General features: G+C 66.1%; 19 protein-coding genes and 2 tRNA genes. 12 read left to right on the top strand and 9 right to left on the bottom strand.

The window, feature by feature from the left end:
- Nucleotides 1-284: 284 nt before the first annotated feature.
- Both aroB and ACOQPC_RS09945 read right to left on the bottom strand, forming a co-directional pair.
- A complete protein-coding gene (aroB, locus tag ACOQPC_RS09950) occupies nucleotides 285-1394 on the bottom strand; it encodes a 3-dehydroquinate synthase (protein ID WP_420605580.1) in 1110 nt (369 codons plus the stop codon).
- Nucleotides 1391-1942, bottom strand: a complete 552-nt coding sequence (locus ACOQPC_RS09945) for a shikimate kinase (protein ID WP_420605579.1) — start codon at nucleotides 1940-1942, stop codon at nucleotides 1391-1393. Before ACOQPC_RS09945 ends, aroB begins: the two co-directional genes overlap by 4 nt.
- Before the next feature lie 55 nt (nucleotides 1943-1997).
- Between ACOQPC_RS09945 and ACOQPC_RS09940 the strand changes: the two genes are divergently transcribed.
- From ACOQPC_RS09940 to ACOQPC_RS09920, 5 genes are all read left to right on the top strand, one after another.
- The gene (locus ACOQPC_RS09940) at nucleotides 1998-2165 is read left to right on the top strand and encodes a hypothetical protein (RefSeq protein WP_420605578.1); all 168 of its coding nucleotides are present in this window, start codon (nucleotides 1998-2000) and stop codon (nucleotides 2163-2165) included.
- Between the two features lie 3 nt (nucleotides 2166-2168).
- On the top strand, nucleotides 2169-4010 hold the full coding sequence (locus ACOQPC_RS09935; RefSeq protein ID WP_420605577.1) for a hypothetical protein: 1842 nt from the start codon (nucleotides 2169-2171) through the stop codon (nucleotides 4008-4010).
- A 55-nt stretch (nucleotides 4011-4065) separates the two neighbouring features.
- Complete coding sequence (locus tag ACOQPC_RS09930; protein ID WP_420608115.1) at nucleotides 4066-4914, top strand: tyrosine-type recombinase/integrase; 849 nt, start codon at nucleotides 4066-4068, stop codon at nucleotides 4912-4914.
- A 141-nt stretch (nucleotides 4915-5055) separates the two neighbouring features.
- Nucleotides 5056-6003: an acetyl-CoA carboxylase carboxyltransferase subunit alpha gene (locus ACOQPC_RS09925; protein ID WP_420605576.1), complete on the top strand. Its 948-nt coding sequence runs from the start codon at nucleotides 5056-5058 to the stop codon at nucleotides 6001-6003.
- A 187-nt stretch (nucleotides 6004-6190) separates the two neighbouring features.
- Nucleotides 6191-7687, top strand: a complete 1497-nt coding sequence (locus ACOQPC_RS09920) for a M48 family metalloprotease (RefSeq protein WP_420605575.1) — start codon at nucleotides 6191-6193, stop codon at nucleotides 7685-7687.
- A gap of 71 nt (nucleotides 7688-7758) precedes the next feature.
- Here ACOQPC_RS09920 and ACOQPC_RS09915 read toward each other — a convergent pair whose 3' ends face one another.
- Both ACOQPC_RS09915 and ACOQPC_RS09910 read right to left on the bottom strand, forming a co-directional pair.
- Nucleotides 7759-7944: a Flp family type IVb pilin gene (locus ACOQPC_RS09915; RefSeq protein ID WP_420605574.1), complete on the bottom strand. Its 186-nt coding sequence runs from the start codon at nucleotides 7942-7944 to the stop codon at nucleotides 7759-7761.
- 116 nt (nucleotides 7945-8060) lie between these two features.
- A complete protein-coding gene (locus tag ACOQPC_RS09910) occupies nucleotides 8061-8237 on the bottom strand; it encodes a Flp family type IVb pilin (protein ID WP_420605573.1) in 177 nt (58 codons plus the stop codon).
- 77 nt (nucleotides 8238-8314) lie between these two features.
- On the opposite strand from ACOQPC_RS09910, the gene ACOQPC_RS09905 reads away from it, so the two are divergent.
- Nucleotides 8315-8749 (top strand): (deoxy)nucleoside triphosphate pyrophosphohydrolase, encoded by a 435-nt coding sequence (locus tag ACOQPC_RS09905; RefSeq protein WP_420605572.1) that lies wholly within the window; start codon nucleotides 8315-8317, stop codon nucleotides 8747-8749.
- Here ACOQPC_RS09905 and ACOQPC_RS09900 read toward each other — a convergent pair.
- Nucleotides 8720-9571 carry a methyltransferase domain-containing protein gene (locus ACOQPC_RS09900; RefSeq protein WP_420605571.1) on the bottom strand — a complete coding sequence of 284 codons (852 nt, stop codon included), beginning with the start codon at nucleotides 9569-9571 and terminating at the stop codon, nucleotides 8720-8722. The two genes, ACOQPC_RS09905 and ACOQPC_RS09900, sit on opposite strands and share 30 nt — an antisense overlap.
- On the opposite strand from ACOQPC_RS09900, the gene ACOQPC_RS09895 reads away from it, so the two are divergent.
- The 4 genes from ACOQPC_RS09895 to ACOQPC_RS09880 all read left to right on the top strand — a co-directional run bounded on the left by ACOQPC_RS09895 (nucleotide 9561) and on the right by ACOQPC_RS09880 (nucleotide 11609).
- Nucleotides 9561-10340 carry a ComF family protein gene (locus ACOQPC_RS09895; protein ID WP_420605570.1) on the top strand — a complete coding sequence of 260 codons (780 nt, stop codon included), beginning with the start codon at nucleotides 9561-9563 and terminating at the stop codon, nucleotides 10338-10340. The two genes, ACOQPC_RS09900 and ACOQPC_RS09895, sit on opposite strands and share 11 nt — an antisense overlap.
- A 70-nt stretch (nucleotides 10341-10410) precedes the next feature.
- Nucleotides 10411-10668 carry a glutaredoxin 3 gene (grxC, locus tag ACOQPC_RS09890; RefSeq protein WP_420605569.1) on the top strand — a complete coding sequence of 86 codons (258 nt, stop codon included), beginning with the start codon at nucleotides 10411-10413 and terminating at the stop codon, nucleotides 10666-10668.
- Nucleotides 10668-11498, top strand: a complete 831-nt coding sequence (locus tag ACOQPC_RS09885) for a carbon-nitrogen hydrolase family protein (RefSeq protein WP_420605568.1) — start codon at nucleotides 10668-10670, stop codon at nucleotides 11496-11498. Before grxC ends, ACOQPC_RS09885 begins: the two co-directional genes overlap by 1 nt.
- A gap of 34 nt (nucleotides 11499-11532) precedes the next feature.
- A tRNA-Arg gene (locus ACOQPC_RS09880) sits at nucleotides 11533-11609 on the top strand.
- A 122-nt stretch (nucleotides 11610-11731) separates the two neighbouring features.
- Here ACOQPC_RS09880 and ACOQPC_RS09875 read toward each other — a convergent pair.
- Nucleotides 11732-11807 (bottom strand) — tRNA-Lys (locus ACOQPC_RS09875).
- A 14-nt stretch (nucleotides 11808-11821) separates the two neighbouring features.
- Entirely contained in the window at nucleotides 11822-12337 is a 516-nt protein-coding gene (folK, locus tag ACOQPC_RS09870; protein ID WP_420605567.1) for a 2-amino-4-hydroxy-6-hydroxymethyldihydropteridine diphosphokinase, read from the bottom strand.
- Between the two features lie 72 nt (nucleotides 12338-12409).
- On the opposite strand from folK, the gene ACOQPC_RS09865 reads away from it, so the two are divergent.
- Nucleotides 12410-13093, top strand: a complete 684-nt coding sequence (locus tag ACOQPC_RS09865; RefSeq protein WP_420605566.1) for a uracil-DNA glycosylase — start codon at nucleotides 12410-12412, stop codon at nucleotides 13091-13093.
- Nucleotides 13094-13306: 213 nt separating this feature from the next.
- On the top strand, nucleotides 13307-13579 hold the full coding sequence (locus ACOQPC_RS09860; protein WP_420605565.1) for a hypothetical protein: 273 nt from the start codon (nucleotides 13307-13309) through the stop codon (nucleotides 13577-13579).
- A 61-nt stretch (nucleotides 13580-13640) separates the two neighbouring features.
- Here the strand turns inward: ACOQPC_RS09860 and aguB are convergent, their stop codons facing one another.
- Both aguB and ACOQPC_RS09850 read right to left on the bottom strand, forming a co-directional pair.
- Nucleotides 13641-14489: an N-carbamoylputrescine amidase gene (gene aguB / locus ACOQPC_RS09855; protein ID WP_420605564.1), complete on the bottom strand. Its 849-nt coding sequence runs from the start codon at nucleotides 14487-14489 to the stop codon at nucleotides 13641-13643.
- A 6-nt stretch (nucleotides 14490-14495) separates the two neighbouring features.
- Entirely contained in the window at nucleotides 14496-15233 is a 738-nt protein-coding gene (locus ACOQPC_RS09850) for an SIMPL domain-containing protein (RefSeq protein WP_420605563.1), read from the bottom strand.
- Nucleotides 15234-15496: the final 263 nt, after the last annotated feature.

The raw sequence follows: 15496 nt of genomic DNA, 5'->3' as shown, positions 1-15496 counted from the left end.
CCAAAGCCAAGGCGAATCAATAACCGTCATTGCGAGCCGCAGGCGAAACAATCCAGACCGGTTACAGCGCTACACCGCTCTGGATTGCCGCGTCGCCCGACGGCTCCTCGCAATGACGGTTAAAAACCTTTATCGTAGGTAGTTTTTTACTGAACCGCTTTCCTACATCGCTAGCCAATGCTATACAACCCATATGGTTCAAACAATCGCCTCGTCCAAGCTTTTCACTCCGCCCGCGAAGGGCGGAAACTTTATCTCCCTGGACAGTGTGAAGCAGTGTGAAGTTAGCCGCGCCGGCGCTCCCGATCAAGGAACGCGGACACGTCGTCCAGCGCCACGTCATGTGCCAGCCAGGCCCGCCCGATCCCGCGCGCGAGCAGGAAGGGCAGGGCGCCGCCGGTCATCTTTTTGTCGTGCCGCATGTGCGCGGTGAGCGCCGCGCCGTTCGCGTCCACTCCGGCTTGGACGAGCGTGGTGGGCAAGCCGCTGGCCGCGAGCAGCGTCGCCGCGCGCTCGGCCTCGGCAGCGTCGCATTCGCCGCGCCGCGCCGAGTATCGAAACGCAAGCGCCATGCCCGCGGCCACCGCCTCGCCGTGGAGCAAGCGCTCCGAAAACCCGGTCTCGGCTTCCAGCGCGTGGCCAAAGGTATGGCCGAGATTGAGCAGCGCGCGCACGCCGGTCGTCTCGCGCTCGTCCGCCGCGACGATGCGGGCCTTGGCGCGGACCGAGCGCTCGATCGCCTCGGCCCGCACGGCCGGTTCGCCGGCGAAAAAGGCGGCGCGGTTCGCCTCGCACCAGGTGAAGAACGCCGGATCGTCGATCAGGCCGTACTTCACCACCTCGGCCCAGCCCGCGCGCAGCTGGCGCGCGGGCAAGGTGGCGAGCACCTCCGGATCGATCAGCACGAAAGCGGGCTGGTGGAAGAGGCCGACGAGATTCTTGCCCGCCGGCGTGTTGATCGCGGTCTTGCCACCGACGCTGCTGTCGACCTGGGCGAGCAGCGTGGTGGGGAGCTGCACGAAACCGCAGCCGCGCTTGACGATGCCGGCGGCGAACCCGGTGAGATCGCCGACCACGCCGCCGCCCAGCGCCAGCACATGGCCGCCGCGCTCGGCGCCACGGTCGAGCAGCCAGCCGGTCAGCCGTTCGAGCCAGTCCCAGCTTTTGGCCTGCTCGCCCTGCGGAACGACGAAGGCGTCCAGTGCGATCCCGGCGCCCGCCAGCTGCTCCCGCAGCGGCGCCAGCCAATGCGCGGCGACGCCTTCGTCGGTCACCGCCAGCAGCCGGTCGGCGCGGGCGAAGCGCGCCAGATGCTGGTCGCTTCGCCGGAACGCGCCGGGCTCGATCAGGATATCATAGGATGCCGCCGCCAGCTCCACGGTCACGCGGGTCATGCCTTCAGCGCCTTCAATATGGCGGCGACGGTGCGATCGTGAGGGCCGTCGTCGCTCTGGATACGCAACGCCGCCTCGGCGTAGAAGGCGCGGCGCCGCGCCATCAGTTCGGTGAGCACTTCCACCGGATCGCGGCCGCGCAGCAGCGGCCGGGTGTCGCGCCGACCGACCCGTTCGACCAGCGTCTCGATCGGTGCGTCGAGCCAGATCGAGATGGCCCGATCGAGGATCAGCGCGCGCGTTGCCGCATCGCAGAACGCGCCGCCGCCGGTGGCGATCACGGTGCGGTCGCCGTCCATCAGCCGCGCGATCACGCGCCGTTCGCCATCGCGAAAATAGGCCTCGCCATAACGTTCGAAAATCTCGGAAACGCTCATATTGGCGGCAAGCTCGATCTCGTCGTCGGCATCGATGAATTCATAGCCGAGTCGCAGCGCGAGCCGTCGTCCGATGGTCGATTTGCCCACGCCCATCATGCCGACGAGCACGATCGAGCGGCGTTCGGCGCGCTGGGCGGCATCGGATCGAGAGACATTTTTCGAAAGCATTGCGGCCCCGGCTATAGATCGGCTAGGCGCGGGGCAAAGCTTTTTGGGATGATCCATGCAATATCGTAGCAGGCGCGAACGGGCCGAAGGCCGGGCTAAACTCATGGGAATATTGGCGGTGCTGGTCGTGATCGGCCTGCTCGCCTGGTTCTGGTCGATGGGCGGCGCGGAGCCGGTGACGACGATCACCGAGCCCGTCACGCCCGCGCGGCAAGTCGGCTGAGGCGTGCGCAAGGCGGCGTTATGGACGGCATTGGCCGCGGCGACGAGCGTATCCGTGCTGATGGCATCGACAATGCCCGCGCTGGGCCAGCAGCAGGGACCGGAATCGCTGCTCCCGCCGGGTTTCGGCTCGCCGCCGCCGCCACCGCCGCCCGCGCCTGCCCCGACAGCGGGAACGCCAGTGCCCGCGCCGCCCGCAGATCCGGGCGCTTCGCCACCGCCGCCGCCATCCTCTCCGATACCGTCGCCCGACTTTGGTCCCACGACCGTCGTGCCGCCCGAGTCCGCGCCGACCGATGACGACGAGGTCGATCCCGACGATCTCGAAATTCGCTACGACGTACCGCCGGCGCAGCGCCGCTCGCTCGATCAGATCGGTTTTCTCGGCGTGGAAGAGGGCGGACTTCCCGCCAACGCCTTTGGCCGGACCGGCGGCGCGTTTCTCGATGGACTGGTGAAACGCACGCGCGGGCCGCTGATCTCGCGCTGGGGCACGATCATGGCACGCCGCGCGCTGGTCAGCCGCACCGATACACCGCGCAACGTGAACGGCGCCGACTGGGCCGCCTCGCGCGCCTGGCTGCTGCTGCGCATGGGCGAAACGGTTGGGGCGCGCACGCTGGTCGAACAGGTCGACAGCGCCGCCTATACCGATCGGCTCTATCAAATAGCGATGCCGGTATTCATGGCGTCGGCCGATCCGGCGGGATTGTGCCCGGTCGCCGATGCGGCGGCGCGGGCGCTCAGGAGCAACGATTGGCGTACCGCCCGCGCGATCTGCTCCGGGTTGTCGGGCGAGCAGGCGCGCGCGCGCGCGCTGCTCACCGAGGTGCGTTATCACGGCTGGGCCAGCGGGATCGACTATCTGCTCGCGCAGAAGATCATCGGCGCGGGCTTCAACGGGCGGCGCGCGGTCACCATAGAATGGAACGATGTGCAGGGCCTCAATGCCTGGCGCTATGGGCTTGCCGTCGCGACCGGGGTCGAGCCGCCCGCGAACAAGTATGACGGCTATGGCCGCCAAGTGAGCGGCTGGCGCGTGCTCTCGGCGGCGCTGCCGATCGCCTCGCGCATCCAGGCGTCCGATCATGCCGCGGCGCTGGGCACGATCAGCAATGCCGCGATGGTCGATCTGTACAGCCAGGCCTATGATGACAGCGATGTCGGCGACGATATCGCGGCGCGGGTCTCGCGGCTTGAGAGCGCTTATGCCGGCAGGGACGAGAACGCGCGGATCGCGGCGCTGCGCGACATCTGGGACCGCGGCGAGGGCGATGTCGGCTATTCGATGCTGGTGCTGACCGCGCGCGCGGCGGCGCTGATGCGTCCAGCCGACGATCTGTCCGGCGATGCCGACCATCTCATCGCGGCGATGATGACCGCCGGGCTCGACATCCAGGCGGCGCGGTGGCGCGATGTGGTGGACGAGGGCAGCCTCGGCTGGGCGCTGCTGGCCGTGGGCGCGCCGCGAGCGCTGTTTGACGCGGACGCCGGGGCGATCGAAAGCTTCGGCAGAGCGAACGACAGCCGCGACAACGTGAAAGCCAAACTGCTGGCCGCCGGCTTGGCCGGATTGGGCCGCCTTCCCGCGGATGAGATGAGCGACGCCGACGGTCGGCTCGGAACCGCTTTCGGCCGCGCCAACAACTGGACGCGGGCGATCGACGCGGCGGCGCGGCGCGGCGAGCCGGGCACGGTCTCGCTGCTCGCCGCGGCCGGGCTGCAGGGGTCGAGCTGGACCGAAATGCCCGCCTTTCAGCTCTATCATATCGTCCGGGCCTTGCGCGAAACGGGGATGGAGGCCGAGGCGCGCATGATCGCCGCCGAAGCCGTCACGCGTGCCTGACGAAAGTCCCGGGCCCGAAGGAGCGGACCGAGCGACGATCGATGCCTTTCTGGCGATGCTCGCGGCCGAGCGCGGGCTCTCCACCAACAGCATCGCGGCCTATGGCAACGATCTGCGGCAGGCGTCCAAACTGCTTGGCGGAGGGCTGGCGGGGGCCGACGAGGCGAAGCTCGGCACGTTGGCGGGCGCATGGCGCACGCTGGCCGCGTCTAGCGTGGCCCGCAAATGCTCGGCATTGCGCCATTTTTTCGGCTTCTTACAGGACGAGGGGCTGCGTGAAGACAATCCGTCCGCCGCCTTGCCCAAACCGACGCTCCGCCGTCCCTTGCCCAAATTGCTGGACATGAACGAAATCGACCGACTGTTCGCGGTGGCGGAGAGGGCGGCGAATCGGTCCGATGCGCCGGACACCGCCGTGCGCGATCTGGCGCTGCTCGAACTGCTTTACGGATCGGGCATGCGCGCCACCGAGCTGGTATCGCTGCCGCGCCGCGCGGTCGTCTCCGACCAACCTTTTCTGATCCTGAAGGGCAAGGGCGGCAAGGAGCGGCTGGTGCCGCTGTCCGACCGGGCGCGCCTCGTTGCGGGGCACTGGCGCGAGCGAGTCGACGCCGGACAACCCTGGCTGTTCCCTTCGCGTACCGGCCATATCTCGCGCATCCGGCTGTTCCAGATCGTGCGCGCGCTGGCGGGCGGGGCGGGGATCGATCCGGCGCGGGTCAGCCCGCATGTGCTGCGGCACGCCTTCGCCACGCATCTGCTCGCGGGCGGCGCGGACCTGCGCGCGTTGCAGACGATGCTCGGTCATGCCGATATATCGACCACGCAGATCTATACCCATGTCGAGGCGAGCCGGCTCGTCGCGCTGGTCAACGAACGCCACCCTCTGGCTCGGCGCGGATAAAACCGCTCGACATCGATGCGCTAACAGGTCGCTGCAAGGGAATGTTTCTGACTGTAGCTTGGATGTGTTTTTCAAATCAATCGATCGGCTCCCGCCCCGCGCCAGATTGACCCCTTCACTGTCAGCGACTAACCGCCAGCCATGACGAGTTATCTGGAATTCGAAAAGCCGATCGCCGAGCTGGAAACGCGCATCGCCGCGCTCAGGGACAGTGCGAGCGACGGCGAGATCGACATCGACGCCGAAGTCGCCAAGTTGCACGACAAGATCGACCGGCAGCTGCGCGCCGTCTACGGCAAGCTGACGCCGTGGCAGAAGACGATGGTCGCGCGGCATCCCGAGCGCCCGCATTTCAAGCATTATGTCGCCGGACTGTTCGACGAGTTCGTGCCGCTGGCGGGCGACCGCGCATTCGCCGACGATCAGGCGATCCAGGGCGGCTTCGCGCGGAAGGGCGATATGCGCGTGATGGTGATCGGCCATGAAAAGGGCGACGACACCCAGTCGCGGCTCAAGCATAATTTCGGCATGGGCAAGCCGGAGGGCTATCGCAAGGCGATCCGCCTGATGGCCCTGGCCGAGCGCTTCGGCCTGCCGGTGGTCACGCTGATCGATACCGCGGGCGCCTTTCCGGGCATCCAGGCCGAGGAGCGCGGGCAGGCGGAGGCGATCGCGCGCTCGACCGAACATTGCCTGCGTCTGGGCGTGCCGCTGGTCGCCGCGATCCTGGGCGAAGGCGGATCGGGCGGCGCGGTGGCGCTGTCTGCCGCCGACCGCGTGCTGATGATGGAGCATGCGGTCTATTCGGTGATCTCGCCCGAAGGTTGCGCATCGATCCTGTGGCGCACCGCCGACAAGGCCGACGAGGCCGCCGCGGCGATGCGCATCACCGCTGCCGACCTGAAGGAACTCGGCGTGGTCGACGAGGTCATCGACGAGCCGCTCGGCGGCGCGCACCGTGATCATGGCGAGACGATCGAAAATATCGGCAAGGCGCTGTTCGGCGCGCTGGACATGCTGGATGGCACCAGGCCGTTCGATCTGCGCGAGCGGCGGCAGGAAAAATATCTGCGCATGGGAATGGTTTGATTGGTTCCCCGCCCCTTTAGGGGAGGGGTTAGGGGTGGGGAGTATCCTCAGGCACAGCGCCCGCTCGAAAACCCCACCCCCGGCCCCTCCCCTGAAGGGGAGGGGAGTAGCCATTCCGTTTCGGTAAGGGAACGTTTTCGCGCGCCATGCCGTTTCTCCTTTTACTAGACATCAGAGGAGGAAAACGATGCGTTTTTATCGTGCGATCTTGGCGAGCGGAGCCACGGCTCTGGCTCTGACATCCTGCACCAGCACCGGCTATGGCGATCCCATCACCGCCGGGGACACCGTTACCGCCCAGCCGGTAACGCCGCAGGCGCGCCAGCAGGGCCAAGCGGCCTATGGAGAAATCGTCAAGGAATTCGGTGGACTCTATGCCGAGGGGAACGAAGCCGGCTATGTGACCGCGGTCGGCCGCAAGATCGCGGTGCAATCGGGTCTGGCGAACAGCGAGAGTGCCTATACTGTCTCGTTGCTCAATTCGCCGGTAAACAACGCTTTCGCGACGCCAGGCGGCTATGTCTATATCACGCGCCAGCTGGTCGCGCTGGCCAATGACGAAGCGGAGATGGCGGGCGTGCTCGGCCATGAAGTCGGCCATGTCGCCGCCAATCATGCCGGTGATAGGAAGAGCGCGCAGACCAAGGCTGGCTTGGCAGGCGTACTCGGTCAGGTGCTTGGAGGATTTCTTGGTAATAATGGTGGTATTCTCGGCTCGCTTGGCGGCGCGATCCAGAAATATGCTCCTGCAGCGGCGCAGTTCTACACGCTGAGCTATTCGCGCGGGCAGGAGGAAGAGGCCGACGATCTGGGCGTCCGCTATCTCTCGCAGGCCGGGTACGATCCGGTGGCGCTGTCCGACATGCTCGCCTCGCTCGCCGCGCAAACGGCAATCGACCAGCGCGCCGCCGGGCAGGACGCGCGCTCGGTGCCTGAATGGGCCAGCACGCATCCCGATCCCGCGCGGCGTGTCGTGCGTTCGCGGCAGGTGGCGCAAACCTATGCCCCCGGCGGCATCCGCAACCGCGACCAGCATCTCGCCGCGATCGACGGCATTCTCTATGGCGACGATCCGCATCAGGGCGTGATTGAAGGCCGAACATTCCTGCATCCAGACCTGGGCCTGCGCTTCTCGGTACCGCAGGGCTATGGCATGTCGAACAGCGCCAATGCGGTGTCGATCCAGGGGCAGAACGGTCAGGCGCAGTTCGCCACGGCCTCGTTCAACGGCGATCTGCAAAGCTATATCGCCACTGCCCTGCGCTCGGTCGCGGGCGATACGCAGCTGCAGGCGGGCCAGCTTCAGCGCACGACGGTGAACGGCATACCGGCCGCCTATCAGACCGCGCGGGCGGCCACGCAGAACGGGCAGGTCGACGTCACCGTCTTCGCCTATCAGTTCTCCGGAACGCAGGCCTATCACTTCGTCACGCTGACGCCGGCTGGCAGCAATCCGTTCGGGCCCATGTTCCAGAGCCTGTCGCGTCTCAGCGCCGCCGATGCCGCGCAGATCAAGCCGCGCCGGATCGACGTCGTGACCGCGCAAAGCGGCGATACGGCGACCAGCCTGGCCCGGCGCATGGCCTATGACAATCTGCAAACCGAACGGTTCATGGCGCTCAACGGCCTGGCCGGCAATGCAGGGCTTCAGGCCGGGCAGCGTTACAAGATCGTGACTTATTGAGCGCACATGAAAAAGGCGGCGGCATCTGCATGCCGCCGCCAGCGATGTTCAGTCGGGCATTCAGTCGGCTATCAGATGCCGCCCTTCTTGTTGCCAGCTTCGATCTTGTTGCTCACACCGTTAAAGGTGTTGGTCAGATTGCCACCAAGCGCGCTCATGGCGGCAATGGCGGCGACCGCGATGAGCGCGGCGATCAAGCCATACTCGATGGCGGTGGCACCTTCTTCGTTGCGGAAAATCCTAAGAATCTTTTGCATATTTGGTCTCCTTGCACTTGCGCTTCAATCACCCCGTCGAACCGCGAATTCAAATTGGTTCAACTTCGGTCAAATTAGGTCCAATTCGCTTAAAAAGGATTAATCCCACCAAGTTATCATTTCGCGGTTGCGACAACTTTGTTGGCTACGCCGTTCCACATGCCGACCGTTTCACCGGCCATCGACGCCACGGCTCCCATAATCGCGACGAATATGAGCGCGGCGATCAATCCATATTCGATTGCGGTCGCGCCATCTTCACTGCGGGCGATGCGTTTAAGCATTTGGGCCATTAGCGAATTCCCGCATCACGGTTTGTAACGTCTGGCGGCGCTTCTGGCAGGGCGCGGTAAAGAAGGTCTTAAAACCGATGACAACCGTGATAAATTTTCCGACAGTGTTGCCCGTGGTGGCCGGCGCGCTGATCGATGGCGATGGCCGCATCCTGCTTCAGAAACGGCCCGAAAACCGTTCCCATGGCGGGTTGTGGGAGTTTCCCGGCGGCAAGATCGAGCATGGCGAGCGCGCATCGGCGGCGCTGGTGCGCGAGCTGGCCGAGGAGCTGGGCGTCGCGGTGGATCCCGAGCATCTCTCGGAGATCGGTTTTGCCGACGCATCGCTGGGGACCAGGAACCTGCTGCTTATGCTCTACGCCTGCCCGCGCTGGGCTGGCATGCCGCTGGCATGCGAAGCGGGCGCACAGATCGCCTGGTTTGTTCCGGATATGCTCGCAACGCTCGACATGCCGCCCGCCGACCGGCGGCTGTGCGACGCGCTAACGCGGTTTCTCGTCGTCCGGCCGTAATGCCTCGGCCAGCGAGACCGTGCCGCTGCCGCGGCGGGCCGGCTTGGCCTGACTCGGTGCGGGCGCCCAGCCGCTGAGCGATATCAACTCCAGCCGCTCGGACACCTTGCCGTCGGCCTCGGCCACCGCCGCCCAGCTTTCCAGCAGCCGCGTGAAACCGCTCTTGCCGAGGCCCGCGCGGGGCCCGGCGAGAGCGTTGCCAGTGCCAGCCTCACGAATGTCGCGCACCAGCCGCATCGGATCGGAATAGCGCAAGGTAAGCCGGTCGCCGTCCGCCACCGGCATGGCGAAACCCGCGCGCGCCAGCAGGTCGCCGGCCGAGCGCACGTCGATCTGCGGATGAATATGCGCCGCGGTGCGCGGGCCGTCTGCGGCGATCATGCAGCGTTTGAGCCGGATGAGGCTGCCCGCTCCGAACATCGACCCCAGGAATAGTCCGTCGGGTCGCAGCGAACGGCGAATCTGGATGAGCGCGCCGGTCAAATCGTTGACGCTGTCGAGCGTGCCTGCGGACAGGATCAGATCGAACGAACCGGGATCGAAGGGCAGCCTATCCTCTTCGCACAGCACTGCGTCCAGAGCCGACTCGGCCTCGCTGAGCGCCGCCACCTTCACTTTTGCACCTGCGGGAAGCTGCAGCGCGCCTTGAAAACGCGCGAGCGGCCCGATGAGCAGAATATCGCTAAAATCGCGCGCCACCGCCGACAGCCGCTCGGCCAGATCCTCTGCCATCCATTGCAGGAAGACGGAGGGCTGACCGGCGGAGCGGGCGCGCAAGTGCCGGCGGCGGGCACGATCGAAGAGCTGGGGCATGTCTGACATGCACCGTCTCTTGCCGTGCCGGGCTGGGCGGGACAAGATGCGCGTCATGACGATCTGGCCAGCCCCCTTGCGCTATGCCGTGGACTTCGCGTTGCCGCCGCGCTGTCCGGGATGCGGCTGCGTACAGGCAAGCGCCGACGCCTTCTGCCAGTCCTGCTGGGCGCAGATCGTCTTCCTCGCCGCGCCGTGGTGCAGCCTGTGCGGCCTGCCGTTCGAGCATGAAGTGCCAGGTGAACCCTTATGCGGCGCCTGCCTCGCCGATCCGCCGCGCTACGACCTGTTGCGCTCGGCGGTGTCCTATGGCGGGCTGTCGGCCGATCTGGTGCTGAAGCTGAAATATTCGCGCGGCCTCGGCGCGGCGCGGATGATGGCCGGTCATATGGCGCGGCTGCTGCCCGACCCGCCTAAGGACTTGCTGGTCACGCCGGTGCCGCTGCACTGGACGCGGCTGTTTGCGCGTACCTACAATCAATCGGTGCTGATCGGGGCGGCGCTGGCCAGGCGGCTCGACCGGCCCTTCCATCCGGCGCTGCTCCGCCGCACGCGGCGCACGCCGCCCTTGCGCGGGCTGGGCGCCAAGGCGCGCGCGCGGGCGGTGCAGGGCGCCTTTGCACTGAGCGAGCGTCAGCGCGAGCGGGTGGAAGGCCGGGCGCTGCTCCTGGTCGACGATGTCCACACCAGCGGTGCCACCAGCGCAGCCTGCGCGGCTCTCCTGAAACGCAGGGGCGCGCGTTGGGTGGGCGTGGTAGCGTGGGCTCGCGTGCTGTGATCGCGGCGGGCGGGGACCGGCGGACGGAAATATCTGCGCTCGCCTTATAAATCTGCTAAGACTGCCGGTTATGAAAACAGTCGAAATCTATACCAAGTTCACCTGCGGCTTCTGTTACCGGGCCAAGGCGCTCCTGAAAGGCAAAGGCGTGGCCTTCGAGGAATATGACATCAGCATGGGCGGCCCGAAGCGCGAGGAAATGCTGGAGCGTTCGGGCGGCGGCCGCACCGTGCCGCAGATATTCATCGGCGGCGCGCATATCGGCGGCAGCGACGATCTCGCCGCGCTCGAGCGCGAGGGCAGGTTGGATGCGATGCTGGTGGACTGATGCGGCTCGCGCTGTTCCAGATGACCAGCGGCATCGACGCCGCGAGCAATGGCGACGCGATCGCCGCGGCGATGGATGTGGCGGCAGACGGAGGGGCGGACGCGCTTCTGACGCCTGAAATGTCGCTGCTGCTCGACCGCGACCGGGAGCGCGCCGCTGTGCGAGCGGAGGCCGATTATCCCGAGATCGCCGTCCTGCGAAAGAACGCGCGCGAACTCAATCTGTGGCTCCATCTCGGTTTGCCTGTGAAGCAGGGCGACAAGCGCCGCAACCGCACACTGGTGATTGCGCCGAACGGTGAGATCGCGGCGCGATACGACAAGATTCACTTGTTCGACGTCGATCTCGCCACCGGAGAAAGCTGGCGCGAATCGCGCGTTTACGAGGGCGGCGACGCGCCGGTGCTGGTAGAAATGGACGAGCAGGAGGTGGGGCTCTCGATCTGCTACGACATTCGTTTTCCCGCGCTTTACCGCACGCTGGCGGAGGCTGGCGCCGGGCTGCTGACGATACCGGCAGCCTTTACCGTCCCCACCGGCCGCGCACACTGGCACGTCCTGGCCCGGGCCCGCGCGATCGAGACCGGCTGCTTCGTTGCCGCACCCGCGCAGGTTGGCCGCCATGAGGACGGCCGCGAGACCTTTGGCCACAGCGTCGTGATCGATCCCTGGGGCCGGACGCTGCTCGATATGGAACAGGGCCGCGGCGTCGGCTTTGCGGACATCGACTTCGCAGCCGTGGCGCGCGCGCGCGTGCAAGTTCCCGCGCTGGCCAACGCCCGACCGATTCCCTCGCCGGTTCGCCGCGGCATGGCTGCGCAAGCGAATTGACCGCCCGCGGCGCCCACCCTAAAAAGCGCCCGACGCGCCCGTAGCTCAGCAGGATAGAGCATCAGATTCCTAATCTGGAGGCCACAGGTTCGAATCCTGTCGGGCGCGCCATGAATTGATGGAATTTGCGCAGGCCAGCCCAGGCAAGGATGACCGATCCGATCGCGATCGCCATGCCTTATCGATAGTCCCTTAAATGCCGATGCCGACCGCACACAACGAATAGTAATTGATGGTGAGCCCTGCTGGGTTCGAACCAGCGACCTACTGATTAAAAGTCAGTTGCTCTACCGACTGAGCTAAGGGCCCCACCGCCCGGTGCCCTATAAAGGGTGTCGTCTGCGGTCAAGCGGCTTGGGCGCGGCGCGGCGTTGCGCGAGTTGGCGGAGGGTCCGGCCGGTCACCGGGTCTCGCCATGCGGGAGCGATGGCTGCGGCCGGCTCTATCACGAAGGCGCGCTGGCGAAAGGCGGGGTGGGGGATGTCCAGTCCTAGCGACTCGAACCGCCCGCCCGACCAGAGGACGATGTCCAGATCGAGCACCCGTTCCCCCCAGCGCCGACCCGGGCGACGTCCGAAGGCGCGCTCGATCCGCTTCAGTTCGGCCAGCATCCGCGGCGGATTCCGCTCGCTACGCAGCAGGGCCGCGGCATTGGCGAAGCGACGGCGCGAGGGGCCGAGCGGGACCGTCTCGACGATGGGCGAAACCGCCAGCACGCGGCATGTCCGCTCAATCTCGGCAATAGCGGCGCTCAGGACGGCGACGGGTTTTCGCTTGCGGCGGTCGCGGCGGTTCGAGCCGAGCGCGATCAGATAGCGATGCTTCGCGGGTTCGCCCAAAATCCACCCTCCGAACTGCCGCCTGCCAACAAGGGCTGGCATGGCGCGCACGCGGTCGATAGGCAAGCGGCCATGACCGATCTGAGCACCGACCCCCGGCCTGTCGAAATGCCGCTCGCCGCGACCGAACCGCCGCATGACTGTCAGCTTTGTCCGCGCTTGGTTGCGCTGCGAGAGCAACTGCGCGCCGAACATCCGGACTGGTGGAACGCACCGGTCCCGGCCTGGGGCGATCCGGCGGCGTGGCTCGCGATCATCGGGCTGGCTCCGGGAAAGCATGGCGCGAACCGCACCGGGCGGCCGTTCACCGGCGACTATGCCGGAGACCTGCTGTTCGAAACGCTGACCAGAATGAAGCTTGCGCATGGCCGTTACGATTCGCGCGTTGACGACGGCTTCGCGCTGGACGGGGCGATCATCATCAACGCGGTCAAATGCCTGCCGCCCCAGAACAAGCCTATGCCTGCAGAAATCAACCAGTGCCGGGCATTCCTTTCCGCGCAGGAGGCCGAATTGCCAAATGCGCGGATTTTCGTCGCTCTGGGACGCATCGCGCATGACAGCTTCGTGCGCCACACTGGCGGGCGGCTGGTCGATTTTCCGTTCGGCCACAACGCTCGTCACGAACTGCCGGACGGGCGCATACTGATCGATAGCTATCACTGCTCGCGCTATAATACGAACACCGGGCGGCTCACCGCTCCAATGTTCGAGGATGTGTTCCGGCAGGCGATCAAACTCCACGACGCGCGGTAGCAGGCTTCCTTCCGAGCAACGCCGGCGCAATATTTTCGTCCTTCTAAACGACAACCCAAACCCTTGTATCGTAACGGGTCATGTACGTCCGAGAGCGGCTGAATTATGACGGCTTCATTGCCATTCGACGCTTTTCGCTTGCAACTGGGCGCGCTTATCGCGAAGTTGCGCGCCGATCGAGCGGTTCGTCCGCGATCAACTAGGGAGAATATAATGCGTAAATTAGTTCTGGCCACCGCTCTGCTGAGCTCGGCCACCTTGATGACCGCCTGTCAGAGCAAGGAAGCCGACGCCGTCGAAGACAACGCCGAAATGCAGGCCGATGCGATCGACGATCAGGCCGACATGGCCACGACCGACGCTCAGGAAGAGATGCTCGAGAACAAGGCCGACCGGGTCGAGGAAATGGGCGAAGAAAAAGCCAATGCGATGGACGACAATGGCGAGATCGCTCCGAGCGAGACCGGCATCGGCGACACGCAGTAAGCCGTAAAGCTTTGAATCGGGAAGCGGCCTCGGAGCGATCCGGGGCCGTTTTTCGTCGGGGCTATCGATCATCGGCCAGCCGCCCGTAGAGATCGGGGCGCCGGTCGCGGAAGAAGCCCATGCCGGCGCGGTGCCGGGCCGCGGCTTCCAGATCGACTTCGCGCAGCAGCACGCCGCTTTCCTCGCCATCGAAGCGTTCCACCAGTTCGCCCCATTCGTCGGTGATGAAGCTGTGGCCGTAGAACGCCTGGCCGTCCTCCACGCCGATACGGTTGGCGGCGATCACCGGCAGGCAGTTCGACACGCTGTGGCCCTGCATCGCGCGGCGCCACATGTGGCGGGTGTCGAGCGTGGCGTCATGGGGCTCGGAGCCGATCGCGGTGGGATAGAACAGCAGCTCGGCCCCCATCAGCGCCATCGCCCGCGCGCATTCGGGATACCACTGGTCCCAGCAGACGCCGACGCCGATGCGCGCGCCCAACAGATCCCAGACCTTGAAGCCGGTGTTGCCCGGGCGGAAGTAGAATTTCTCCTCGTAGCCCGGCCCGTCGGGGATGTGCGCCTTGCGGTAGACGCCCATCAGCTCGCCATCGGGTCCGATCATGGCCAGGCTGTTATAGTGATGCGGGCCATCACGTTCGAAGAAGCTGGTCGGGATCGCGACCTCGAGCGCCGCCGCCAGCTTCTGCATCGCCAGCACGCAAGGGTGCTCGTAGACGGGCCGGGCCTGCGCGAAGATCGCCTCGTCTTCCACCTTGCAGAAGTACGGCCCCTCGAACAGCTCGGGCGGCAGCACGATCTGCGCGCCGCGCCCGGCTGCCTGTTCGACCAGATCGCTCACGGCGGCGATGTTGGTGCCGGTGTCGGCATCCAGCGCGAGCTGGAGGGCGGCGACCTTGATCCGGGTCATGGATCGCTATTCCCCCTTGGCCAGCGCGAAGTCCACGCTCACCGTGACGGTGCTGGTGGTGGTGCCGGGCCGCACCGGGGGGGCGGCGCTTTGCTCCATTTGCGGCGAGACCGGACGCGCCACCGGCGGCGGCGCATAGGGGATCGGCCCGTCCTGCAGCGCGCCGTCGCGGATCGCGAGCACGCGGGCGATCTCGAGACCCGCCGCCCCGGCATAGGCCTGCGCGCGCGCTCGCGCGGCTTGGTAGGCGTTGGTGTAGGCGCTCATGCTCGCCGCTTCCGGATCGGACAGGCGCAAGTCCGGGCCGGAGAGCAGGTTCGCGCCGGCCCCCGTGGCCGCCCCCACCACGTCGCTCGCCTTGTCGATGGCGCGCACGCGTACCTCTACGCTGTTGTTCGCCTCGAACCGGCCCTCCTGTTTGCCGTAGCCGATGCGGTTCACGCTGATGGTCTGCGTGCGGATGTCCTTTTCGGCAACGCCTTCGGCCTCGAGCGCGGCGACCAGCTTCTCCATCGCCTGAGCATTGGCCTCGTTCGCGGCGCGGGCGCTATCCCGGATGGTCTGCACGCCGGCGGTAAAGCGCGCTTCGTCCGGTCGGTTCTCGGCGCGCCCGGTGGCCGCGACGGTGAGCAGCGTCTCGTCATGATCGACGCCGCGTGGGTCGGGCGCACGGTCGGCGCAACCGGCGAGCAGTAGCGCGAAAAAAAATGCGGCGGGGAGCCCGCCCAGCTTCACACACTTCACACTGTCCAGAGGAAGTTTTTTTGCGGGGCCGAAAGGGCGAGCGGTGCAGGAAAACAAGTGGGGAAATATTATGGTCATGTCCGGTCTCTTAGCCTATATGGTACGCTGTAGGACAGCGAAAAACGCGGTGGATTTGAAAGACCGCATTGTGCCACTTCCCATTCGTTCGTCAGGCCAGCGAAAGCCGGCATCTCTGGCGTCATGCAAACCGGCCCGAGACCCCAGCTTTCGCTGGGGGCGACGAGAAAAAAGGGAGCGGGTTT

Origin of the sequence: Novosphingopyxis sp. (genome assembly GCF_965218915.1) — a bacterium.
Lineage (GTDB): Bacteria > Pseudomonadota > Alphaproteobacteria > Sphingomonadales > Sphingomonadaceae > Novosphingopyxis.
The sequence above is the reverse complement of the archived record's forward strand: the minus strand, read 5'-3'. Positions and strand labels throughout refer to the sequence as shown.